The 21,952-nt window shown below is 69.8% G+C and carries 25 protein-coding genes and 2 pseudogenes; 24 read left to right on the plus strand and 3 right to left on the minus strand.

Annotation, left to right across the window (positions count from 1 at the left end):
• Positions 1-86: 86 nt before the first annotated feature.
• From OG241_RS24990 to OG241_RS25070, 17 genes and pseudogenes are all read left to right on the plus strand, one after another.
• Entirely contained in the window at positions 87-1,874 is a 1,788-nt protein-coding gene (locus tag OG241_RS24990; RefSeq protein WP_405818053.1) for a type IV secretory system conjugative DNA transfer family protein, read from the plus strand.
• 568 nt (positions 1,875-2,442) lie between these two features.
• On the plus strand, positions 2,443-2,793 hold the full coding sequence (locus tag OG241_RS24995) for a hypothetical protein (RefSeq protein WP_405818055.1): 351 nt from the start codon (positions 2,443-2,445) through the stop codon (positions 2,791-2,793).
• A gap of 33 nt (positions 2,794-2,826) precedes the next feature.
• Positions 2,827-3,072: a hypothetical protein gene (locus OG241_RS25000; protein ID WP_405818057.1), complete on the plus strand. Its 246-nt coding sequence runs from the start codon at positions 2,827-2,829 to the stop codon at positions 3,070-3,072.
• Positions 3,069-4,238, plus strand: coding sequence for a DnaB-like helicase N-terminal domain-containing protein (locus OG241_RS25005; RefSeq protein WP_405818059.1), 1,170 nt, complete (start codon positions 3,069-3,071; stop codon positions 4,236-4,238). The genes OG241_RS25000 and OG241_RS25005 overlap by 4 nt, the downstream gene beginning before the upstream one ends.
• 56 nt (positions 4,239-4,294) lie before the next feature.
• Positions 4,295-4,879: a hypothetical protein gene (locus OG241_RS25010; protein ID WP_405818061.1), complete on the plus strand. Its 585-nt coding sequence runs from the start codon at positions 4,295-4,297 to the stop codon at positions 4,877-4,879.
• Position 4,880: 1 nt separating this feature from the next.
• Positions 4,881-5,063 (plus strand): annotated as a pseudogene (locus OG241_RS25015) (hypothetical protein); the annotation flags it as partial.
• A gap of 121 nt (positions 5,064-5,184) precedes the next feature.
• Positions 5,185-5,457: pseudogene (locus OG241_RS25020) on the plus strand (DNA cytosine methyltransferase); the annotation flags it as partial.
• Positions 5,402-5,944 (plus strand): hypothetical protein, encoded by a 543-nt coding sequence (locus tag OG241_RS25025; RefSeq protein ID WP_405826915.1) that lies wholly within the window; start codon positions 5,402-5,404, stop codon positions 5,942-5,944. The pseudogene OG241_RS25020 and the gene OG241_RS25025, both read left to right, overlap by 56 nt.
• A complete protein-coding gene (locus tag OG241_RS25030; protein WP_318325550.1) occupies positions 5,941-6,078 on the plus strand; it encodes a hypothetical protein in 138 nt (45 codons plus the stop codon). The genes OG241_RS25025 and OG241_RS25030 overlap by 4 nt, the downstream gene beginning before the upstream one ends.
• Positions 6,079-6,231: 153 nt before the next feature.
• Positions 6,232-6,822 carry a DUF4913 domain-containing protein gene (locus OG241_RS25035; protein ID WP_405818063.1) on the plus strand — a complete coding sequence of 197 codons (591 nt, stop codon included), beginning with the start codon at positions 6,232-6,234 and terminating at the stop codon, positions 6,820-6,822.
• A complete protein-coding gene (locus OG241_RS25040; RefSeq protein ID WP_405818065.1) occupies positions 6,819-7,586 on the plus strand; it encodes a glycosyl hydrolase in 768 nt (255 codons plus the stop codon). Before OG241_RS25035 ends, OG241_RS25040 begins: the two co-directional genes overlap by 4 nt.
• Positions 7,583-8,071 carry a hypothetical protein gene (locus tag OG241_RS25045; RefSeq protein ID WP_405818066.1) on the plus strand — a complete coding sequence of 163 codons (489 nt, stop codon included), beginning with the start codon at positions 7,583-7,585 and terminating at the stop codon, positions 8,069-8,071. Before OG241_RS25040 ends, OG241_RS25045 begins: the two co-directional genes overlap by 4 nt.
• The gene (locus OG241_RS25050; RefSeq protein WP_405818068.1) at positions 8,068-8,736 is read left to right on the plus strand and encodes a hypothetical protein; all 669 of its coding nucleotides are present in this window, start codon (positions 8,068-8,070) and stop codon (positions 8,734-8,736) included. Before OG241_RS25045 ends, OG241_RS25050 begins: the two co-directional genes overlap by 4 nt.
• A complete protein-coding gene (locus OG241_RS25055) occupies positions 8,733-9,566 on the plus strand; it encodes a large ATP-binding protein (RefSeq protein WP_405818070.1) in 834 nt (277 codons plus the stop codon). The genes OG241_RS25050 and OG241_RS25055 overlap by 4 nt, the downstream gene beginning before the upstream one ends.
• 23 nt (positions 9,567-9,589) lie before the next feature.
• On the plus strand, positions 9,590-10,132 hold the full coding sequence (locus OG241_RS25060) for a hypothetical protein (RefSeq protein ID WP_405818072.1): 543 nt from the start codon (positions 9,590-9,592) through the stop codon (positions 10,130-10,132).
• 49 nt (positions 10,133-10,181) lie between these two features.
• Positions 10,182-11,018, plus strand: a complete 837-nt coding sequence (locus tag OG241_RS25065) for a winged helix-turn-helix transcriptional regulator (RefSeq protein ID WP_405818074.1) — start codon at positions 10,182-10,184, stop codon at positions 11,016-11,018.
• 174 nt (positions 11,019-11,192) lie between these two features.
• Positions 11,193-12,083: a DUF317 domain-containing protein gene (locus tag OG241_RS25070; protein ID WP_405826416.1), complete on the plus strand. Its 891-nt coding sequence runs from the start codon at positions 11,193-11,195 to the stop codon at positions 12,081-12,083.
• A 554-nt stretch (positions 12,084-12,637) separates the two neighbouring features.
• On the opposite strand, the gene OG241_RS25075 is transcribed toward OG241_RS25070, so the two are convergent.
• Entirely contained in the window at positions 12,638-13,021 is a 384-nt protein-coding gene (locus OG241_RS25075; protein WP_405818076.1) for a hypothetical protein, read from the minus strand.
• Positions 13,022-13,123: 102 nt separating this feature from the next.
• Between OG241_RS25075 and OG241_RS25080 the strand changes: the two genes are divergently transcribed.
• The 7 genes from OG241_RS25080 (at position 13,124) to OG241_RS25110 (ending at position 20,380) form a co-directional block, all read left to right on the plus strand.
• A complete protein-coding gene (locus OG241_RS25080) occupies positions 13,124-13,465 on the plus strand; it encodes a DUF317 domain-containing protein (RefSeq protein WP_405818078.1) in 342 nt (113 codons plus the stop codon).
• A 97-nt stretch (positions 13,466-13,562) separates the two neighbouring features.
• Positions 13,563-13,775 (plus strand): hypothetical protein, encoded by a 213-nt coding sequence (locus OG241_RS25085; RefSeq protein ID WP_261690743.1) that lies wholly within the window; start codon positions 13,563-13,565, stop codon positions 13,773-13,775.
• Positions 13,776-13,866: 91 nt separating this feature from the next.
• Complete coding sequence (locus OG241_RS25090; RefSeq protein ID WP_387180910.1) at positions 13,867-14,196, plus strand: esterase; 330 nt, start codon at positions 13,867-13,869, stop codon at positions 14,194-14,196.
• Between the two features lie 400 nt (positions 14,197-14,596).
• Positions 14,597-17,851, plus strand: coding sequence for an N-6 DNA methylase (locus OG241_RS25095; RefSeq protein ID WP_405818080.1), 3,255 nt, complete (start codon positions 14,597-14,599; stop codon positions 17,849-17,851).
• Between the two features lie 385 nt (positions 17,852-18,236).
• A complete protein-coding gene (locus OG241_RS25100) occupies positions 18,237-18,743 on the plus strand; it encodes a hypothetical protein (protein ID WP_405818082.1) in 507 nt (168 codons plus the stop codon).
• A 184-nt stretch (positions 18,744-18,927) separates the two neighbouring features.
• The gene (locus tag OG241_RS25105) at positions 18,928-19,161 is read left to right on the plus strand and encodes a hypothetical protein (protein ID WP_405818084.1); all 234 of its coding nucleotides are present in this window, start codon (positions 18,928-18,930) and stop codon (positions 19,159-19,161) included.
• Positions 19,162-19,177: 16 nt separating this feature from the next.
• The gene (locus OG241_RS25110; RefSeq protein ID WP_405818086.1) at positions 19,178-20,380 is read left to right on the plus strand and encodes a PD-(D/E)XK nuclease family protein; all 1,203 of its coding nucleotides are present in this window, start codon (positions 19,178-19,180) and stop codon (positions 20,378-20,380) included.
• A gap of 145 nt (positions 20,381-20,525) precedes the next feature.
• Here OG241_RS25110 and OG241_RS25115 read toward each other — a convergent pair whose 3' ends face one another.
• Together OG241_RS25115 and OG241_RS25120 are read right to left on the minus strand one after the other, a co-directional pair.
• Positions 20,526-21,407, minus strand: a complete 882-nt coding sequence (locus OG241_RS25115; RefSeq protein ID WP_405818088.1) for a hypothetical protein — start codon at positions 21,405-21,407, stop codon at positions 20,526-20,528.
• A gap of 87 nt (positions 21,408-21,494) precedes the next feature.
• Complete coding sequence (locus tag OG241_RS25120) at positions 21,495-21,899, minus strand: hypothetical protein (RefSeq protein WP_405818089.1); 405 nt, start codon at positions 21,897-21,899, stop codon at positions 21,495-21,497.
• Positions 21,900-21,952 lie beyond the last annotated feature (53 nt).

Raw genomic sequence — 21,952 nt, forward strand, 5'->3', positions numbered from 1 at the left:
CCCGGAACAGGAGCTGCCCCGATGACCAGCAGAAGAGCGCCGCGCGCCCCGCCCCGCCTCGTCCGCTCTCCCTCCTTGGATCCGCCATGCCCGCCCCGCGTACCAGCGCGCCCTCGACCACCACCGGCTCCGACGCGCTCCTCTACCTCCTGTTCGGCGTCCTCGGCGCCGCCATCGCCTTCGGCTCCCTCGCCTGGCTGACCGGCAACCTCACCAACTCCCTCGTCGGCACCGGCCACTGGGTGCCGTTCAAGGCCACCGACGCGCTGCTACACCCCGACGTGCTGTGGCCGCACCTGAGCCCCACCGCCCTGCTGATCGGCGCGCGACTCGTCCCCGGCCTGCTCTCCGCCGGCCTCACCATCACCGGCCTAGTCCTATGGCTGCGGCTGCGCGGCGGCGCGAAGAACGGCCTCGCCCGCAAGCAAGATCTCGCCCCGCTGCTGGACAAGGAGATCACCGCAAAGGCGAAGAGCCTGCGTCCGAGCCTGTCCGATCTCAAACCGAAAGAGGTCGCTCCCGCCGACCGCGGCATCCTCGTCGGCACGCTCTCCCCAGGCCGGGCCGAGATCCGCGCCTCCTGGGAGGACGTGATCGTCGCGATCATGGCCCCGCGATCCGGCAAGACGTCCGGGCTGGCGATCCCCGCGATCCTCGCCGCTCCCGGCCCGGTGCTGCTGACCTCGAACAAGGCGGCGAACGATGCCTTCACCGCGACGGTGGACGCCCGTGCCAAGGTCGGCACGATCTGGACGCTCGACCCGCAGCAGATCGCCCATCACCCGCGCGAGATGTGGTGGGACATCCTGGCCGACGCCCACGACCTGGCCGGGGCGAAACGTTTGGCCGGGCACTTCGTCGCCGCCAGCGTGGACGAATCCAGCGGCTCCGACTTCTGGTCCACCGCCGCGAGCAACACGCTGGGCGCGCTGTTCCTGGCCGCCGCCAGCCACCGGCACCCGATCACCGATGTCCTGGCCTGGCTCGCCTCCCCTGCTGACCGCACTCCGGTGGACCTGCTCACCGATGCCGGCCACGATGCGGTCGCCGCCCAACTCCAGGGCACCGTCAGCGGGGCCACGGAAACCCGTGACGGCATCTATGAGACCGCGCGGCAGTACGCGAGTTGCCTGCTCGACCCGGACGTCGCCGCCTGGGTCACCCCCAGCAAGCACCTTCCCGAGTTCAGGCCCTCCGCGTTCGCCAGCTCCCGCGACACGTTGTACCTGCTCAGCAAGGACGGCGGCGGCTCAGCGTCGGCGATCATCGCTGCAGCGGCCGATGCGGTGATGCGCGCGGCCGTGGTCATCGCCGAGCGCTCCGGCGGACGTCTCGATCCGCCGGCCCTGTGCGTCCTCGATGAGGCTGCCAACGTCTGCAAAATCTCGGATCTCCCGGACCTGTACAGCCACTTGGGCAGCCGGGGCGTGATCCCGATGACGATCCTGCAGTCCTACCGGCAGGGCCAGCGGTGCTGGGGCGAGGCAGGCATGGACGCGCTCTGGTCCGCCGCCACGATCAAGATCATCGGAAGTGGAATCGACGACGCCGACTTCGCCGACCGTCTGAGCAGGCAGGTCGGTGACCACGACGTGCAGACGACGTCGGTGTCGACCAGCGACGGCGGCAAGTCCACCTCGGTGAGCATGCGCACCGAGCGGATCCTGCCCCCCGACGCGATCCGCGCGCTCCCCAAGGGGAAGGCGCTGCTGCTCGCCACCGGCATCCGGGTGGCCATGCTCGATCTCCGGCCCTGGTACAAGGAGCCCTCCGCCAAGGTGGTCGGTCCGGCCTCGGCCCGCGCGACGAAGGCCATCACCGAGCGGGCCATCGCCAAGTCCCTGGGCCGCGACGACTTCGGGCTGTCGGCATGAGCGCCCCGACGCTCAAGGTGCTCTCGCTCGGTGCCGGGGTCCAGTCGACATGTCTGCTGCTCATGGCCGCCGAGGGCCATCTGCCCGGCCTGGACGCGGCGATCTTCGCGGACACAGGCTGGGAGCCCCGCGCCGTCTACGACCATCTCGACCGGATCGAGCGGGAAATCGCCGAGCCCGCCGGCATCCCGGTCCTGCGGGTGTCCTCCGGCAACATCCGATCCGATGCGCTTGACCCCTCCAAGCACTTCGCCTCGATGCCGTTGCACATCCTCAACTCCACTGGCAGCGAAGGGATGTCACGACGCCAGTGCACCGGCCAGTACAAAATCCGGCCGCTAAAGGAGAAGGTCCGCGAGCTGCTCGGCTACCCCTACCCGCAGCGTATCCCCGCCGGGGTGTTCGTCGAGCAGTGGATCGGTATCTCGGTGGACGAGTTCACCCGGGCGAAGGACGCGGACGTCGCCTACATGAAGAACCGGTTCCCGCTGATCGAGACCGGGTTCTCCCGCTCGGACTGCCTGCGGCTGCTGCGCTCGCGCGGGTTCGGCCAGACGCCGAAAAGTGCGTGCCTGGGGTGCCGTACCACGGCAACGCCCAGTGGCGAGCACTGCGCGACGGCTCGCCCCAGGAGTGGCAGGACGTCGTGGAGTTCGATGCCGCGATCAGGCCGGGCAACGCGCGGGCGACCGCGGAGGGCACGCCGCTGCTCGGGCAGGCGTATCTGCACCGCAGTCGCCGGCCTCTGGATCAGGCACCGATCGACCGGGTCACCGCCCACGAGTGGTCCGGACGCCAAGGCGACATCTTCGACGCGCTCGCGGACGCCGAACTGGAGAACGGCGAGCCGGACGGCTGCTCGCCCTGGTCCTGCCGCTCCGGCGCCCCCGTCCAGGCCGATGTCGACCTCACGGCCTGACGCTCCCCCTTCTACCTGTTCAGGAGTCCCCTCGTGTCCTCGCGCACCCCATCCTCCCCTCTGGCGCGCTCCGAACGCCTCGCCCAGTCGCCGGTCGTCCGGGGCGGCGGCCAGTGGTGGCTGGTCACCGGTTCCGGCTCGATCCTCGCCACAGATCCGACATTCACCGGCGAGCTGGACCGCTTCGCCGCCGCGATGGCCGCCGCCGACCAGGCCATCGTCGATCTCCGCTCCCAGCAGGACGATCCGCCGACTCCCCACCCCGGTCGGCAGCGATGAACCCGCTGCTGAGTGCCGAGCAGGCGGTACTCGGCTCGGTGCTGCTCGACCCCGGCCAGCTCACGCACCTCGACTGGCTCGCCCCGGATCACTTCTACCGGCCGGTCCACCAGGCGCTGTTCGCCGCCCTGCGCAAGCTCCGGACCGACGGCCACGCTGCCCTGGCGACCAAGGAACCGGTGCCGCTGTCTTGGGTGACCGACGCGGTCGACGAGGCCAGCCACCACGTCCGGGGGCTGACCGCGGTATACGCCAGCATCCTGATCTCGGCCTGCCCGCGCCCCCAGCACGCCCCGGTGTACGGCCGGATGGTGCTGGAGGGAGCGATCCATCGCAGCGTGAGCGAGCACGCGATCCGCCTGCATCAGGCAGCCCGTGCCGACGCCCTCCAGGGTCAGGTGGAGGGAGCGCTGCACCATGCGGACGTCCTGGCCGGGGTGCTCGGCGACCTCGCGCGCCGCTGGGGGTCCGAACCGAGCCCGGTCGCCCCGGCCACGCCGCCTTCCACAGCACCCGTTGCGCCGGCGCCGGTACGGGCGGACCGGGTCGCCGAGGACGAGCGGTTCCTGCTGGCGGTCCTGGTCGAGCGGCCGAAGGCGATGGACGAGGTCGTCGGCTGGCTGCGACCGGGCGACTTCGCCGACCCCGCCCACGGCCAGCTCTACCGCTGCCTGGGCGCGCTGCACCACCGTGGCGAGCCCATCGACCGGATCACCGCGTTGTGGGAAGCCCAGCGGCGCGGTCTGCTGGCCGACGGCACGCTGACCGCTGAACAGCTCACTGCCATCTGCGACGGCGTCGGCGCCGGCAGCGCCGAGTGGCTCGGCGAGCAGATCATGCGCTCCTCCGTCACCCGCACGGCCGCCACCTCCGCCCGCGTCATCCGCGCCCTGGCCGAGAACGAGACCCTGGCCCCCGGGCGGCTCATCAACCACGCCCTGCACGCGCTCGGGCCGCTCGACGAAGTGCGCGCCCGCTGGCAGACCGCGAACGGCCACCCCGCTCCGGCGCCGCCCCCCGCGCCGCCGACCGAGGGACCCCCGACGACGCGGGTCCACGCCGCCCTCGCCCGCAGCACACCGCGACCGGCCGCACTGCCCTCGGAACGCCCAGGCTCTGCCTCCACGCCATCAGCCGCGCGATCGCCCTCGCGCACCCACGGCTGAACCGTCCTCACCCACCAACCCAGTCCATCCGACTGTTCTCACATCTGGAACGCACCGTGGACAACACCCCCATCTCCGACGCCCTGGCCCTGCGCGCCACGGCCTCCGCCTTCGACGCCCAGCGCGGCAAACTGCCGGTGTTCGGAGACCCTCACCGCTCACCCGATGCCGTCGCCGTCGCACGCCAGGTCTCCGAACTCGGAAAGCTGATCACTGACTTGGGCGACGAGGTCCTCTTCCGTGCCGCCGACCAGGACCAGGCATCCCACACCGCTCGGGTGATCACCAGCTTGGCCGCCGCCGTCGTGCCCGCAGGCGAAGCGGCTTCCGCCTTGGGAGCGGTGGCCCACCAGCTCGCCTTCCTGAGCCAGACCGAGAGTCTGCGCGACCAGCCCGACGCCAGGGATGCTCGGGAGGCAGCCGTACGGGTGATGGACGACGCACTCGCCACCGCCGACGCGGCCCTGCACGACGGGGCCAACTCCCTGCACTCCGCATCGGCAACCGTCTCTCCCCCGTCCGTTCGGTTCCAGGCTGCCCGCAGCCGGTCCACGACCGCCATGCCCGCTCCCGGGTCGCCGCCTCCCGGAGTCACCACGGTGGTGGCGTCCTCCTCGGACCGACTCGCACGGGGCCGGTGACATGGAGACCACCACCGCGCGAGGGCCGTTGATCGGCTCGCTCTGCTCGGGGTACGGCGGTCTGGACCTCGGGGTCCAGACCGCCCTCGGCGGCACCCTGGCCTGGCACGCCGAGATCAACCCCGACGCCGCGCGCATCCTGGACCGGCACTGGCCCGGCGTGCCCAATCTGCAGGACATCACCGCCGTCAACTGGGCCGATGTGCCTCGGGTGTGTGTCCTGACGGCCGGTTTCCCTTGTCAAAGACGTCTCCGTCGCCGGCCGCCGGGCCGGACTCAACCCCCACACCCGCTCGGGGCTGTGGCTGCACGTCGCCCGTGCGGTCGAAGCCCTCCGCCCCTGCTTGGTGGTGATCGAGAATGTCCGAGGTCTCCTCACCTCGCCCGCCGGTTCCCCTGGCGACGTGGAATTCTGCCCGTGGTGTCTGGGAGACGACCCAACCCAGCCTCCTGTGCGGGCACTTGGTGCCGTACTCGGCTCCCTGGCCGATCTCCGGTACGACGCAAGGTGGCTCGTGCTTCGTGCCTCCGACGTCGGAGCCCCTCATCGTCGCGAGCGGACCTTCCTCACCGCCTGGCCCGCCGAGCACCCTGCTCAAGACCCCGACGAGCAACATCGGCAAGAACGGCGGCTCCCAGCACCCGTCGAAGCGGAAGAGCGGCGGCCACGGCCCGAACCTGGCCGACGAGGTGGAGTGGCTGCTGCCCACGCCGAAGGCGTCGGACGGGATCAAGGGCTCGCCGAACCAGCGGCACGGCAACGGGGACATGACGCTGCCGAGCGCGGCAGCATCGCTGCTGCCCACCCCGAGGGCGAGCGACACCGGCACTCCTGGCCGTCGTCCGGGCAAGGGCTGGCGCCCGCCCCTGTCGGCGGTGGCGCTGCCGTTGTGGGCGGAGACGCCCCCGGAGGCCGTGGAACCGACGGGCGATGGGGAGCGTACGCCTCCGCCATCGCCCGATGGGAGAACCTCACCCGTCCCGCCCCGGCGCCCACCGACGCTGCCGGACGCCTGCGCGCCGACTTCGTGGAGTGGATGCAGGGCCTGGCCCCTGGCTGGGTGACCGCCACTCCGGGACTCGGCCGACCGGCTCAGCTCACCGCGCTCGGCAACGGCGTGGTCCCCCAACAGGCCGCCCGCGCCGTGCAGTTGCTGGCACCGCCCTTCCCCCGCTGCCCACGCTGCACCGCGCCGTAGCGCTGCATTACCGCCTTCCCCCGGCCGGACCAAATCGCGGAATCTCCGCATCCTCTTGCTCATGCCGACCTGCGAACGGAGCACCGCCCTGACCTCCAGAAGAGCGCGCCGCACTTCACCCCCGCCCTGCTCGCTCACTCCCTTGGATCCGCCATGTCCGACCCCAGCAAGGCCGCCCCCGAGCCGTTCCGCGTTCCCGACGGCGATCTCGACGATCTCGCGAGCACCCTCGCCAAGACCATGTCGGAGGTACGCCAGCACGGTGTCATCCTCGACCGCCTCGGCTCCGAGCCCGTCTCCACCCCTCAGCCCGCCGACGACACCCCCACCGCAGACAAGGCCGACGCCGACAAGGCCGACGTCCCGGCCTCGGTGTTCATCCTCGCCTTGGGCGGCGAGGCGTACGCCGTCGAACTGGCCGCGCTCAGCGACTGGGTGAACTACCTGTTCCTGCCCGTCTACGGACGGGAGATCAGCACCACCCGGCCGTGGTGCGACCAGTGGCACGAGCATCCCGAGGCTGTGGCCCGGCTGCACGCGCTCTGGCTCGCGTGGCAGCAGCTCACTGACGCCGAGGCCGGCCTGTCCGGTCCCTCGACGTGGCACCGAGACCACCTTGACCAGGCCCTGGTTCATCTCCGTGCCCCCGACGGCCCCTTCGCCGCATGCACGACGAGCCCGACCCGGCCCAACCACCGTGTGCTGGCCACCCCGGCGCCCGAGCTGGCGGGAGCCACCCAGTGACCACCGAACTCGACTTCCGCCTCGACGAGTTCGAGCCTGCCGACGCCGTCTCCGAACTCGCCGAGAGCAGTCTCTGGGCCGGAGACCTGACCGTGCTGGCCGAGCACCACACCACCCCGGAGGGGGCACACAGCTACCTCGTCGCCCACGACGGGACGACGACCTGGGGCGTCCCCGGTGAACCACAGCTCGTTGCCATCAAGATCATGCGGGACCTACGCGAGCGCACGTTCACCTTCGAGACCGCGAACCACTCCAGTCTGGCCTTCGCCCAGAACTGGCTGATCGAGCGTGGCTGCCCGCCCGAGCGGATCGCCCAGGCCGGCGGGGACTTCATGAAGCCCGCCGACGATCTCACGCTCTGGATCGAGCAGCAGATCCGGGAGTCAGGCTCTCGCTACAAGGTCCTCGACAGCTGGACCTCGGACTTCGCCCCGTGCGAGACGTGGACGTTGACCCGTGACTCCAGCGCCGCTCAAGCACCGATTCGTGTCTTCCTCGAAGAGGGGAACCACGACGCCCACACGTACACGATGCGCGAGGGCGCCTTCGCCGATGAGGCCGCCGCCCGGCACTGGCTGGAAGACCGCAGCAGTCCACTGCCGCAGCCGCCGGACTACCGCGGTGAGGCCGCCGCCCGGCTGACCCGCGCCGCGCTCACCCGGTCAGCGGGTGCCTCCGCGATCCCGAAAGCCAGCCTCGACACGGGCAACGCTCCGTCGGCAGGAACGGCCCAGCGCCCGAGCCCTGGGAGGCCCATGTGAGCCGCGCCCGCTTCGCCTTCGCCGCGCACCCGGATGCCATCGCGGACCTGCGCGAACTCCCCGACGAAATCCGCGACCTGGCGCTGCTGGAACTGCAGAACCTGGTCCACGGCAGCGACGACTGCCTGCCGCTGACCGGCCGCCTCGCGGGCTTCCACAAGGTGTACGTCGACCCTGCCGTCTCCTATCGGATGGTCATCCAGTTCCGCCCGGCCCCGCCCACCTCGACTTACAAACGCGAGATCTACCTCGTCGCGGCCGGTGCCCGGGAGGACTACGCGGTCTACCGCACGGCCCAGCTCCGCACCAACCGCACCGACCTCAACCGGCCCGCCGACACCGACCCGGCGGTCGAGGCGCGAGTCCAGGCAGCCCGTTCCCGATCCCCCCACGCGGTCGACCAGACCGCGTCCTTCCCAGCCACCTCGCCGGCGGCAGCCAGCCCCACCGCGCCCGCCGCCTCCCGAAAGGCCCTCCTGCGATGACCGCCGACCGCACTCCCCTGGCCCGCACCGAACTGGCCGGGCTGCTCACCGACGCCGCGCAGAGTGTCTCCGGGGTCCTGACCACCGAGTACCCCACCTCCGCCAGCCGCTCCTACCTGCATCCCGTCCTCGGCGCGCTGTCCGCCGGCCCCCTGGTGGTCTGCGAGTTGAACGACCGGCTCGAAGGGTTCGTCATCGAGGAGCCGCTTCCCTCCACCCCCGCCGGTCTGTTCACCCTGGCGTCCTACGCTTCCGCGCTCGGCTGGCTCACCGAGTCCCTCGCCGAGCTGACCGCCTCCGTGGACCAGATCTGCACGCGCGTCGGCATCCCCGCCGAGCCGCCGGACCCGGCCTTCGCCGCGCACTCACCGGCGGAGCAGGACGACGAGTTCGACTTCGCGTTCAGCGCGCTGGAACTGGCCGCCATCCGCACAGCCGCTGAGGCTGCCGGCCTCAGCCCCGGCGACTACGTCGAGGTGCTCTCGCAGTCCCTCCTCGCCGCCTCCCGGATCACCGACGCCTGCATGGAGATCTCCAGCGGCCTGCTCGAAGACGCCGCGTACGTCCTTGGCGAGGCGACCGACCACGTCTGGATCGGTGAGGGCCCCGACAGCCTGCCCACCCTGGTGCGCTCCCTGCTCGCCCGGATGGAGGCGGCCGAATGAACTCCCATGACATGGCGAAACGGCCCGGCGCGCACTTGGTCGCCGAGGAGTTCGGTGTCGAGGACCCCTGGGCGCTGAGCGACGACCATCCGCCCCGCGACCCGCTTCACCTCGTCGGCAGGATGGTCGCCGAGGCCGCTCGCGATGTCGACGAGTTGCACAGCGAGCTGACCCGCGCCGCCCAGTCCGCGATCGAGCTTCTTGAGCCCTTCGGGCGGGGCGACAGCGCTGGCCTGCGCGGCTGGGACGGAATTCTGCGCACCGCAGGTCCGCAGATCGATCTGCTCGCCGCCCGCAGGAGTGCGGCATTCGAGCAACTGAACCAGGCCGTGTCCACGTACCACCGCCTTCTGCCCGAGTCCGACACCGAGCCGGCCTCGAAGGCACCGCGCCAGAGCCGGGACTTGGCTCCGGAGCAGGCGCCGGGGCGGGACGACGACTGGGCCATCGCGGGTGGTCGCCAGCTCGGAGCCCTTGAAGCCGTGGAGGCGGGCGGGCTTCGATTCCACCAGAGCGCGGCCTACGGCTACACCTATCTCTCCGACGGACGGGGCCAACGCCCCAACCCGGAGGTCTGGCCCGAAACCGTCCAGCGGCTGGTCGCCAACGGGCTGTTGGACCAGGACACCAGCGAGGGACTGTACCGGCCTGGACAACTCCTCTCGCTCACACCGCAGGGCGAGGCGGCCCTTCGAGATGCACGTACGGCCACGCCGCGAGTATCCGCCGCCCTCAGCCGCAGCAACACCGCGGCGATCTCCGACGTCGTCTCCGATTCAGCTGTCACACCCGCAACAAGCGCGGCCACCAAGCCTTCCCGTTCCCGCTGATCCCCCCGGAAAGGACGTCCCCCATGTCCACCGTGATCCACACCCGCCACCTGGTCGAGCACCGGTACGGCCGCCCGCTGGAAGACCTCCGGCGCGACGGCGCACATGGCGGTTCGGGCGATCCCGTTCTGCCGATCGTGCTGCGGCGGCTCGGCGGTCTGGCCGAGACGAACGCTCATGCCCGTGCCGCCCGCCGCAACCTCGACGCGGCCTGGCAGCGCTGCCGCTCCGGCGAACACGCCCTCGACGACCTCGTGCTGCGGTACGCGGCGGAAGTCCTGGACCTCGAACGCCAGGAGCAGTCGGAAGCCGAGGCGGTGTGGGACCTGCTGGACGTCCGCCTCCTGCTGGACCAGCCTGCCGCCCGCCGGCCTTCGGCTCGGCGAACCGGACCCGCGCCCGGCGATGAGGACCTCATGGCCATCGCCCGCCAGGTCGCCGCCCGTCTGCCCCGGCTCAACCGCGAAGCCCTGCGCCAGGGCCTGCGCGACCGAGGCATCCACGTCAGCAACCGCCGCCTCGGCACGGTGCTCCAGCGTCTCCGCGCCGAGCGCGACCTCCACTGATCCGCGCCCCGCCGTTCGATTCACCCTTCGTCATAACGGAGTTACCGCCATGTTCGCCCTCGCTCAACCCGCAACCTCCCAGATCGGCTTCGTCGACGCCCGGCGCGTCGAGGAGGCGCTGTCCCTGATAGCGCCGAAGTGGACCACCTGGTCGGCACAGACCCTGGCTCAGCAGGACGGCCCCATGCGTGTGCGTGATGTCGCCGCCCGCCTCCCCTTCGTCAGCGAGCAGTTCGTCGGCAAGCGGCTGGCCCAGATGCACGATGACAGGCTGGTGATCCGAGCCGGTGATCGCCACGGTGCCCCGTACCAGCTGAGTGGGTTCGGCAGCGCACTGTCCCCGGTACACCAGGCGCTGTCCGACTGGTCCCACGCGCACCTGCCGCTCGGCAAGGTGGCCGGTGCCGAGCGCGTCGAGGACGCCGTGCGCCGTCTGCACCTTCGCCACTCGACCGCCGTGATCCAGGTCCTCGACGCGGGCGGGCCCATGCGGTTCGTCCACATCGCCGAGGAGGCCGGGCTGGACAAGGGCTTCACCCGGCAGCGGCTGAACCGGCTCCAGCTCGACGGACTGGTCGCCCGCACCGGACCGCGACACGGCGATCCGTACGTCCTGACCGACGCCGCGCAAGCGCTGGGCCCGGTCTACGCAGCCGTCGAGCACTGGAGCAACCCCATCGCCGCACCGCCTCCCACCCCTGTCCGGGTCACGGCGGTCACGCGCACCCACACGGGCATCCCGCCAGGGTCAGACGGCATCCGGACCGCAGCCGCTCTGCGCCGCAGCATCGCCGCGCCGAACGCCCAGTTCAGCCATGCTCCGCAGCCACAGCCGCGGGTGCCGGTGGCCGTGGCCGCTCAGTCGGCCTCCTCCCGGGGCCGGTGATCCGGGTGGCACTGAGAGCCAGCCACTTCACGCCGTTGCCACGGCGCCCCCGTGCAGTCCAGCCGTTCGTTCCTCCGCGCACGCGGGCGCGTTCCCCTCCTACACCTCGGAGTCCCGACCGTGAACACCCAGCCCTCCGACCAGCATCCCTATCAACAGGTACTGGTCAGCCCCATGTACCTGGCCGGCTCCAACGGGACCGGGGACGCTGGCTTCACCCCTGTCAGTCACTGGCCGCACCACTATCTCGACGAGGGCCCCTGCCAGTTCCTCGTCACCTCGCCCGACCAGCGAATACGGATCGGCTGGTTCGGCGACGACTTCGAACTGTGGAAGATCACTGCCACCGAGGACGCCGTCTCCGCACCCCGCTGGACGGCAACCTTCAACCACGTCACCCCGGCCGAGATCGTCGCCGGGCTCACCAGCGCTCTGGCCCGCGACTACGCCGAAGCCGAGGCCGCCGAAGGCAACGGGCGCTTCTTGACGAGCCCATCGTTGTACTGGGCTGATGCCGTCCGGCCGCTGACCGATGCCGGCTGGACCCGCGACGGGGCGGCCCAGCCCGGCACTGTCGAGATCATCGCCCCCGACGGACAAGCAGGCGTTCTGATCGACAACCGCCTCTCTGACTGGGACGACGAAACCGTCAGGCTGTGGGCCGGTCCTCCTGGTTGGGGCACGCGCGCTGAAGCGGTCTTCACAGCCCGCACCCCGACCCACCTGATCGCGGCGACCGCAGCCGCCATGTCGGACTCAGCCCCGGCGATTCGTGAGCGGCACCAGATCAACCGCAAGGTGGAGCACCTGGTCACGCTGGCCCCGGTCGGCCAAGCCGCCGATCCTCAGATCTCTCGTGCTCCGACCCCACTCGACGTGCGCCGCACCGCTGTCGCCCAGGCCGTCCACCGCGCCGCACGCGCCCCGCAGACAGCAGCCGACCTCCGCGTGGTGGCCGCTCGCAGTCGCACCGCGACTTCGGCACAGAATCTGTCTGGCAACCTCGCACACGCAGCCGCGGCCAGGCCGCCGGCCAGCCTGTCGGCCCCACGGCACAGCCGCTGACTCCCGGCCCCCAGCCCCTCCGAGACGTCGCATCTGACCGAAGCAGCACCTCCGAATACCGGGAGTTCCGCCATGCCCGACGCCACCGCACTCGATCAGGCCACAGCCATGATCGAGAAAGCCTGGGCCGCCCCCATCGACGTGCTGGAGAACCTCGCCGTCCGCCGCCCCGTCGAGGACCCGCTCCTCCGCTCAGCAATGCATATCCGATCGAGCCTCGTCGTCTCGAACAACGCGGTCGCCGTCCACCAAGACCGCTTGCACGCCCTCACCCGGCGTGGTCATGTGCCGGCCTTCCACGACCTGGAGCGGATCACCAGCTCGGCGGTGGACCTGCGCGTCGCGCAGGCCGAGAGCCGCATAGCCCTGCAGGCGATCAGTCACGTGATCGAGGCCCGCGAAGCCGCCGTGACCGCGGACCGGACACCGTCGCTCAGCCTGGCCCAGGCCGCTGTCGCCCGCTCCGCGTGCCCTGGGCCAGCCACCGGACCAGCCCGCCCCGTCGGCCGCTGTCCGCCCCACGGTGGCCACGACCGGGCCCGGACGGTAACCGGTCAGCGGGAGTCTTCGTCGCGATGGGCTGCGCCGAACCGGGAGTCCATCGCGCGGGCCAGCTCCACCAACGTCAGCTCGACGCGCCGCCCGTCCGAGATCCGACGCTCCACCACGACTTCCCCGCCACGCTGCCTCCCGGCCTGGATGCCCACGGCCCACTGCCCGTCGGCCACCATCGCTATGTCGCCCACTGTCCACGGCCGCCCGGCGCCACGGATCTTGCGCTCCAGCCCGGCACCGTCCCAATGTCTGCTCGACTCCGCCACGGCCTGCCCCTTCTGCTCTGTACGGCCCTGCGCCGCAACCCGGTTACGACAACCGGCCGCGCCGATCCATTCCCCGGCCCGCCGGCCTCCGCCCTCTTCGACGGCCAGTTCGCCCACGGCAGACCTCACCTTCCCGGAAACGACTACGTACTTCGGCACACCGCATGTCAACGTACGGACATCGGGAAAACCCGCAGGTCAACGAAGAGACGCCCACTCGTGAACGCTTCCAGCACCCTCCTGCCAGCCGTCGTTCGCCCCGCCGTGGAGGAACGCGCCTGGCTCTCCAGCGACCACTGCGCGAGCCCGGTACTCGAACTGCTCGGCGGGCTCGGCTGGGCGATAGTCGACATCCCGGAGGCCAACGTGCACTGCACCAGCCCGGACGGCCGCGTCTACGTCGGCTGGCTCCCCGAGGACACCACCGCCTGGAAGCGCGGCATCGTCTGGCAGGTACGGGTCCACCCCTCCGACGCCGAGCCCTGGATCCAGGAGTTCGGCGTTGACACCCCCTCCGAGGCCGTGGCCGGGTTCCTCGCCGCGCTCATCGCAAGCCGCTGAACCACCCAGCAGCCGGTCTTGCGCAACCAACTCTGCTTCGAACACCCCTGACGCTCTATCACCACACCGATTCACCCTCGATCCCGGAGGCTCCCCGTTGCCCCAGCACCTGACCGTCGGCCACCTGCTCCGCCAACTTCAGAACCTCGACCCCGACCTGCCGATCCGCCTGGCCGTCAACCCCGACTGGCCCTTTGCCCACTACCTCGGCACCGACGTCGTCGTGGGCGACGGCATGGCGTTCATCGCCGAAGACGGCCAAGAGGGCTACCTCCCCGCATCGGTCCGCAACGCCCTCGCCTGGGCCTGACCCGCCGTACGGACCTGTCCAGGAGGCCACGATCTCACCGCGACCCCACCCTTCCACCGCCTACCCGCTGCACAGCCTCGCCGTGCAGCCCATGCCGCCGGGAGTGCGCGGCGCACTGGTCCAGCGCGTCTCCGCCCTCCCGGAGGGACCGCTCGACGTCTCCTGGCTCCCGGCGGGCACCCCTGAACTCCCGCTCGGCCGTATCCGCCTGCACTGGGAGCCCGCCTCCCGCGCGGGCTGGGACGTCACCGCCCACCTCGGCCTGGCCACCACCGAGGTCCTCCTCGCCTCCTGGCCCGCCGCCCCCAACGACTGGCCACGCCTGGTCCGCCCCACCCTCCACGAGGTGACCGGCCTGTGCGCCGCCCTCGCGGTCGCCACCGTCGCCCTGGACCTCTCCAATCGCCTCGCCGAAGTCTGACCGCAACCGCAGAAGGCCCGCCCCATGCCGACCGGCAGGGGCGGCCTTGCCGTACGCCCGCCCATCCGGATGCTACGTACGCTCATCACCGACGAACGAGGGGGCACGTTGGCGACGGCTAGTAATGCTTCGTTAGGTCTGGCATTCATGTCTGGTGCGGAGCACGTTGCAGGTATGAAGTTTGGGCAGGTAGAGCGGCTCCTCGGAGAGAGTGAACGACGGCTGACTGCCGGTCGGCTGACCGACGGTTGACGACAGAGGGACCGACGACGGTGGCAGCACCCAGGTCCTCGGGTACCGCCACCGGCATGTCGGCGTTCCGTACTTCTCGTGGGCCCGGCCCGGCCGCCCGCCATGGGATGATCAGTCCCGTGGAAGGCGCCGGTCTGCGGAGGACAGCATGAGTGACAGCACCGGGCATCTGTCCAAGCTCGTCTGGTCGGTGGCCGACCTGCTGCGCGGTGACTTCAAGCCTTCCGAGTACGGGCGGGTGATCCTGCCGTTCACGGTGCTGCGCCGACTGGACTGCCTGCTGGCCCCGAGCCGGCAGGCGGTGCTCGACGAGGCCGAGCGCACCGACGGCCAGCAGGAGCGGGAGCAGCGCCTGACGGCCGCCTCGGGTTGGCCCTTCTACAACTCCAGCCGGTTCTCCATGGAGAGCGTGCTCAGCGATCCGGAGAACGCCGACCGGGCGCTCCTGGCCCATGTCGACGGGTACTCCCGGAACGTCAGGGAACTGCTGGACGGCTTCGAGTTCGAGCGGACCGTCGCCCGCCTGCACCAGGCCCGACTCCTCTACCACGTCGTCGCGCAGTTCGTCTCGATCGACCTGGGGCAGATGCTCACCGACGACCACATGGAGAACCTCTTCGAGGAGCTCGTCCGGCGGTTCGCGGAGAGCGGCAACGAGGCGAGCGGGGAGCACTACACCCCCCGGGACGTCGCCCACCTGATGGCTGGCTTCCTCGTCTCCGCCGACTCGGACCTCCTGACGTCGCCGCACGCCGTCCGCACCATCCTGGATCCGGCCTGCGGGACGGCCGGCCTGCTGACCGAGGCTGCCTCGTACATCGCGTCGATGAACCCCCGGGCGGACGTCACGCTGTACGGCCAGGAAATCAACCGAGAGTCATGGGCGATCTCCCGTGCCACCATGATGACCAGCGGCCGTCGGGCCTCGACGATCGCCTTCGGGAACGTCTTCGCCGAGGACGGGCACCAAGGAACCACCTTCGACTACCTCCTCGCCAATCCGCCGTTCGGCGTCGAGTGGAAGAAGAACGAGTACGCGGTCCGGTCGGAACACGAGCAGCTCGGTTTCGCGGGCCGCTTCGGGGCCGGTCTTCCCCGGATCAACGACGGCTCACTGCTGTTCCTGCAGCACATGCTGGCGAAGATGAAGCCGTTGAGTGCCTCGGGCGAGGGCGGCAGCCGGATCACGGTCATCTTCAACGGCTCCCCGATGTACGTCGGGGGCGCGGGGTCCGGCGAATCGGACATCCGGCGGTGGATCGTGGAGAACGACTGGCTCGAGGCCGTGGTCGCGCTGCCCGACCACCTCTTCCACAACACCGGCATCAGCACCTACCTGTGGGTCCTCAGCAACCGCAAGCCGGCACAGCGCAGGGGCCAGGTGCTGCTGCTGAACGCTCAGGACCAGTGGCAAAAGATGCGCCGCTCCATCGGCTCGAAACGCAAATACATCACGTCGGACCAGATCGCCGAGATCACCGGGCTGTACCTGGACACCTTGTCCGCCGACCCCGCCCAGCAGCCGGACGACCGGGTCCGCGTCGTCTCCACCCACGAACTGATGTACCAGCGCGTCACGGTCGATCAACCACTTCGGCTCCGGTACGAGCTGTCCGAGGAGGTCCTGACTCAGCTCGCCGAATCGCGCGTGATCCAGAAGACCCGTGATCCCGCCGCCCTGGTGGCCGCCCTGCGTCCGCTGGTCGGCTCGACGTGGACGAGGGGCCAGGAAGCCGTCACGGCGCTGCGCCGGGCGGTCGTCTCGGCCGACGTGAGCTGGCCGCGCGGGAAGGTCTTCGAGGCGGCGGTCCGCAAGGCCGTCGGCGTGCGCGATCGCGACGGAGAGCCGCAGCGGATCGGCGAGGCGTACGAGCCGGATCCCGAGCTGCGCGAGTTCGTCCACCTGCCGCTACAGGTGGATCCGAGCGACCACCTCCGACGCGAAGTGCACCCGACCGCTCCGGACGCCTGGATCGACGACAGCAGGACGCGGGTGGGTTGCGAGATCCCACCCGCGCTCTTCTACCGGCCGGAACTCGACGGCGAGTTCGAACTGCTGCGCAATCTGGCCAGGTTGGAGACCACCCGGGTTCACCCGCCGCAGCGCGGCGAGGAGCAGGCGGACGGCACCGACCGGCCCAAGCACCTGCGTGCCCAGGATCTCCACGAGGCGGACTCGGCCGTTGAGCTCCCCGACGCGCCGGAGGACGGGCTGACGCTGACCCTGTGCTCGGGCGGCATGCTCGTCGGACGGCCGGGGAACTGGCGCCTGCTACCGCAGGGCTTCGGCGAGGCGGCGACCTCGCTCTTCGTGCTGCAGCCGCTCCGCGGCAGCGGCCAGGCGCTCTGCGAGTGGTTGAACTCCCGCAAGGACAACGGTCTGTACCCCAGCGCTCGCGATCTGCTGGACACGCACGTCCCCGTCGACCTGGTGACCGACAGCGAGGTGGAGAGCCTCCTGGAGACCGTGCAGGAGGGGCGGCGCGCACTGCGGACGACGATGTCGGGAATCCTGCCCAACGTCTTCGGCAGCGGCGAACGGGACGTCCAGGGGGTTCGGAACGAGATCAGGGCCGCCGCCCACGAGGCCAGCCTGATCGGCGAACTCGTGCGCCCGCTGGACGACCCCATCTCGCGTGCCGAGTGGAGCTTTCCGCACCACGCCGCCGCGCTGTCCCGTCGGTACCGGGTCAGCACGCACCCGGCGGAGCGGAAGGACGGTCTGCTTAAGCTGGGCGAGGGCTTGGCCCGGGTGCTAGGTGTGCTGGCGCTCACCGAGCTCGCCGCGTCGAACGGCTTCTCCCGGAACCTGCGCAAGCAGTTCCGGACCGGCGCCACCTTCGGCACCTGGCTCTGGCTCCTCGACCGGCTGGAGGCGGAGGGAATCGCGCCCCGCATCCAACAGCTCGCCACCGTGCGCGACCGGGGCGACGCACGCGCCCTCCTGGGCCACATCAAGGACTCCAGGAACACCTCGCACCACGCTCACGGCGTCCGCGCCAGCCATCAGCTGGCGGAGGACGTCGAGCGGTTGGAACCGTACGTCGTGCGGGCGATCAGTGCGGTCAGCTGGCTCTCCGGGACGCCCTGGGACTGGGTGGAGCGGTGCGAGTACCTCGACGAGGGCTCGTACCGGATAGTCGGGCTCCGGCTGAGGGGCAGCCACCCGAGCTGGGAGCCGTTCGAGCGGTCGAGCACCCAGCCGCTTCGGCCCGACCGTATCTACGTGGACAGTGCCCCGTACGGGGCTCCGGTCGACCTCTGGCCGTTCGCCGTCGTCAGCCTGTGCGAGGAGTGTCGGACGCGGGAGCTCTTCCTGCTCAATGAGGCCCGGGACGACCAGCTGACGCTCCGTAGCCTGGAGGAGCATTCGCTGGAGATCACGTACGGCCCGCCCGGGTAGCGGCGGGGCGAGGCTGAGCGACCTAGCTCGGCTGCGCCGGGTGCGGGACCGGATCGACCGGGAGTACGCCGAGCCGCTGAGTACACCTCGGACCGGGATCATGCCTCGTTCGCCGGGATGGAGATCTGCGAGTTCGACCTAGGGTCGGCCCTGGTACTCCACCTTGACCGGCCTTCAGAGATGGGCTGATTCCTGCGGTCGTGCCGCCCCGACCATGCGCTCGTTGGTCCGGTCGTGCCGTTGACTGACGCGCAGTGGGTGTACCTGGCCCCCGAATACGGCTCACAGAGTCATGGCGAGCAGGCCGAGGACGAGGAAGAGGGGCTTGTCGGCGGGCACCGCTACTATCCGGGATGCCTCACGGGACGACGAGCGGAGTCAGGGAATGGGCGACGTGAACGAATCAGCGGTCAAGCGGAAGTTGGGTATCCCGAACTGGCGGAACCTGTCCAAGGACAAGGTGCTCAAGTTCGCGGCAGCGATGCCCGAGATGGCCACCGAGGTGCGGCTCAAGCTCATCGAGCAGTTCCCCGCCTTCAAGGACCTGGGCAAGGCCGACATCGATGCAGTTACAGAGGCGCACAAGTCCACGCTCGCAGCCAACGAGAACAGTCAGAACGACTTCTACAAGGCTTCGCAGGACCAGCGGGACGCCCTGCAGGCCGACCTCGGTCGGGACGACCTCAGCTGGGCACAGCGGGAGGCCCTCCACGACCGCCTCGACCAAAACTTGCGGCAGGTATCCGAAAAGGACAGCGAGAACAAGCAGTTCCTGGGGGCGGGGATGAAGATGGTGGCAGCCGCCGGTGCAGCCGCCCTCGGGCTGGGCGTGGTATTCGTCGGCGGCAAGCTCGCTGGAGCGAGCCAAGACGGTTCCGAGGAATCCCAGTAGAGCCGGCACTCCGCTGGAGCGCGACGACACCAGCGTGCCCGACTGCCCGCGCTGGAGGCCCGGCACCCTTGAGGGCTGGCAACTGGTCGGCCGAGGGTTCCGCAGCGACCTGCACGGCACCGCCAGTCACGCCGACACCGCATCCTGCTGACCGGCATTCGGTGCCGCCCCATAGGCTGCGGCCATGACGACCGACTCACCGATGCCGTCCCCGCCGTTCCCCTCGCCCGACAGCGCCGTGCTCCGGCTGATTGTCGGCAACGCCATCGCGTCGGTCCGGAACGGCGAAGCCTCAGTGGAGGAGGCGATCCTCCACGCAGCCGTCCACGGCTGGTACGAGGGCCATGTCCAGGGCGAGGACGAGTGCCCCGGCTGCGACTTCCGGGGCGAGCTGCCCAAACAAAGCAAACGCGGCTGAGCAGGGAGCCACTCGCATGGGAGACGAACGGCTGAACGAGCAGTGGTGGTCCGCCGTCTGGGCAGACCTGGAAAGGCAGCGTAGGGCTCGTTCTTGGATGCCTGGTCCCTCGACTGTGATGGATGTCCTGCAAACCAGCAGGAAAGAGAGATCTCATCAACTCTTGATCGGCTGGCTGCTCGACCCCCGCCAGCCGCACGACCTCGGAACCGCCGTCCTCGCCGGAATGCTGGGGGTGCTGGGCAAGGCGCATCTCGTCGACGCCGAGGGACTCGCTCGGGTTCGGGTGGACCTGGAGGTCGTCAAACCGGGCTCACGCGCGGACGTCGTCATCTCCACCTCAGCGTTCAAGCTCGTAGTCGAGCTGAAGGTGCACGCGGACGAAGGCCGTGAGCAGACGAAACGCCTTGCCGACGACCACACTCAGCAGCAGGAACTCCTACTGGTGTTCCTCACGCTCCACGGTGACGACCCGGCGGACGAACGCTTTACACCGATGAGTCTGCGCACCTTCGCTGGCCTGCTCCGGAGCGCTCTTGAACAGGCCCCTGCCCCGCTCACCCCCCATACGCGCCGTGGCAGGGAAACGGCAGGGGATCTTCTGGACACCTTGGAAAGGATGACCGGCATGGCCCCAACAGACCAGGCTGCGGCGCGGATCTGGCTCACCTACGGCGAGCACTTGCCCAGTGCCAAGGCCGCAGCACGCGACGTGCTCAAGCAACTGCCAACGGCTGTCGTGGCGGTGCTGAACCGACTTGACCTGAGTGAGCCCGTGAAGGTTGTCGGCCCGTTTCCCTACCAGGCAGTTGGACACAAGAAGATACGCGGAGACTTCGGGACGTACCCCGAGTTGGCGGTGCTCCTGGTCAAGCCAGGATGGTGTACTGCCGACGGCAGCCCTCGGGCCGGCGTTGGCTACGGGACCCGCGCCGAGCCTGACCCTTTCGACTTCGGTGGAGATCTGCGTCCCTTCCTGGGGATCCGTGCCGAGGATCCAAGGGTTAACGAGTACCTCTCAGCCGCCTGCGACCCGCAAGATCGGCCGTTCTGGGATCAGTGGCCGCGTTGGGAAGAGCTCGACTTGACTCCCCCTGGCGAGGAAGACGATCTCGTTGCGACGTACTCAGATCGAGCAGCCGCGCGAATCACGGCGCTGTGGGAGCGCAATCACACCCTGATCGACCAGGCTGTGGCTCTCAGCGAAGCCAGCGGCTGATGGAGCAGCTCACCTGCAGTGGCGGACTCTCGCCCGTCAGCAGACCACAAGCACGAGGCCCGGGACACATCCGTCTCGGTCCACCGCATGTCTGCCGAACGCGGTTTCCTCGTGCGCTCCGTGTGCCGTCCCGAGCCTCCGTGCCCTACAAGGCCCGGTGGCTCACGGTGTCGTCGTCCGCCACCTCGTACAGATCAGCCCTGAGTAGTTGTCGAACAGCGGCCGGAACCCGCTCGGCAGCCTTTACGGATGAGGTCGGCACGATCAGGGCGTAGCGGGTGTTCGGGGACCCGTCCGTCATCCGACGCAGGAACTGCCCGTACGCGATGTCGACGTCTATGCCCTTCTCCTTCGTGCGCCCCTTGGCCTCCCCGATCAAGCGCTCGTCACCACGCAGGGCTTCGATGTCGGTCCACTTGTCGGTGGGAGTGACTGGGGTCCAGCCTTCGGCGATCAGCCAGCACCTGAACGCATCGATCACGCGGTCTTCGTCGCTGGTCCGCGCCAGGAGGTTCCGCACTGCCTCCAGGTCAGATATTCGGGTCCTGCGCAACCGGCCTCTGCCGTCAGCATTGAGGTCAGCCGGACAGATCACCACGAGTCGTAGGCCGTGCGCGGGAATCTCGGTGTCTCGACGGGCGTCGTACAACGCGCGCTGTTCGCCGCGGTGCACACCGCTGATGGTCGGTATCTCCGGCTTGTCGAAGATCGGCACCGGCTGGTCGTGCTGGAGTTCGCGGTACTCAACTACCAGTTGGTGGCCAGGCCAGTACGAATCGACTGGCAGCTTCACTCGCCGTCCGGTGGCTCCGGGATCTCCAAGCAGCCAATCGAACCGATGCCCCTGTCGGCCGACTTCCCCGAGAACCTCGTCACACATGCCGAGTACGTACGCCTCGTCGCTGTCTTCTCTGCTCATGGTTACGGAGAATGCCACCCGCCAGTGACAGCGAGCCCGGATTCGCCGAGCAGCCCCTTCCGTCGGGAAGCGGCTCGCGCTGCCCTCCTCACGGGCGAACGTCAGCACTGCTGAGCTTTCGGAACCAACGTCCATACAGGTCACAGCAGTTGGTTTCGGTTTCGAGAACTGTTGCGACGGATGCAGTTCGGCGCGTTAGTCCAGGTAGGTGCCGGCGAAGGCGCCGTCGAAGCCGAGTGCGATCAGGCCCTGTTCGACGCTGGGGTAAGTCGTCCCGTCCGGGATGGCGATCATGGCGTCGAAGTCGGCGCGGCTGATCTCGGGCTCGAGCCACTGGTTGCCGCAGCGGCAGCGGACCCAGACATTGCGGCCGTGATTGATGAGCAGCCAGTCGCGCCGGGCCCGGCAGCCCGAGCACAGCACGGGGATGCCACGCAGGGCCAGCTCCGGCGGGTGGCTGAGGCATCGCGTCGCTCCGGGTCCGCTGGGCGGCTGCGTCTCGTACTGGAGTTGCAGCAGTGGATCACTTCCGGTGGGGGCGGCGGGCAGGACGGGGGCCGTCTCTACGTGGTTGTCGGTCGTTCTGAGCACGAGCGTCATCTCCCGGTCGAGGGCCTTCTCTTCATCCGTAACAGCCAGTGGAACCGGTTGTC

The organism is Streptomyces sp. NBC_01390, from assembly GCF_045040105.1.
Taxonomy (GTDB): Bacteria; Actinomycetota; Actinomycetes; order Streptomycetales; family Streptomycetaceae; genus Streptomyces.

Coding starts and splice junctions, on each gene's coding strand:
- OG241_RS24990 (WP_405818053.1), top strand. CDS start 87: ATGCCCGCCCCGCGTACCAGCGCGCCCTCGACCACCACCGGCTCCGAC.
- OG241_RS25005 (WP_405818059.1), top strand. CDS start 3,069: ATGAACCCGCTGCTGAGTGCCGAGCAGGCGGTACTCGGCTCGGTGCTG.
- OG241_RS25035 (WP_405818063.1), top strand. CDS start 6,232: ATGTCCGACCCCAGCAAGGCCGCCCCCGAGCCGTTCCGCGTTCCCGAC.
- OG241_RS25050 (WP_405818068.1), top strand. CDS start 8,068: ATGACCGCCGACCGCACTCCCCTGGCCCGCACCGAACTGGCCGGGCTG.
- OG241_RS25055 (WP_405818070.1), top strand. CDS start 8,733: ATGAACTCCCATGACATGGCGAAACGGCCCGGCGCGCACTTGGTCGCC.
- OG241_RS25060 (WP_405818072.1), top strand. CDS start 9,590: ATGTCCACCGTGATCCACACCCGCCACCTGGTCGAGCACCGGTACGGC.
- OG241_RS25065 (WP_405818074.1), top strand. CDS start 10,182: ATGTTCGCCCTCGCTCAACCCGCAACCTCCCAGATCGGCTTCGTCGAC.
- OG241_RS25070 (WP_405826416.1), top strand. CDS start 11,193: ATGTACCTGGCCGGCTCCAACGGGACCGGGGACGCTGGCTTCACCCCT.
- OG241_RS25090 (WP_387180910.1), top strand. CDS start 13,867: ATGCCGCCGGGAGTGCGCGGCGCACTGGTCCAGCGCGTCTCCGCCCTC.
- OG241_RS25095 (WP_405818080.1), top strand. CDS start 14,597: ATGAGTGACAGCACCGGGCATCTGTCCAAGCTCGTCTGGTCGGTGGCC.
- OG241_RS25100 (WP_405818082.1), top strand. CDS start 18,237: ATGGGCGACGTGAACGAATCAGCGGTCAAGCGGAAGTTGGGTATCCCG.
- OG241_RS25105 (WP_405818084.1), top strand. CDS start 18,928: ATGACGACCGACTCACCGATGCCGTCCCCGCCGTTCCCCTCGCCCGAC.
- OG241_RS25110 (WP_405818086.1), top strand. CDS start 19,178: ATGGGAGACGAACGGCTGAACGAGCAGTGGTGGTCCGCCGTCTGGGCA.
- OG241_RS25120 (WP_405818089.1), bottom strand. CDS start 21,899: ATGACGCTCGTGCTCAGAACGACCGACAACCACGTAGAGACGGCCCCC.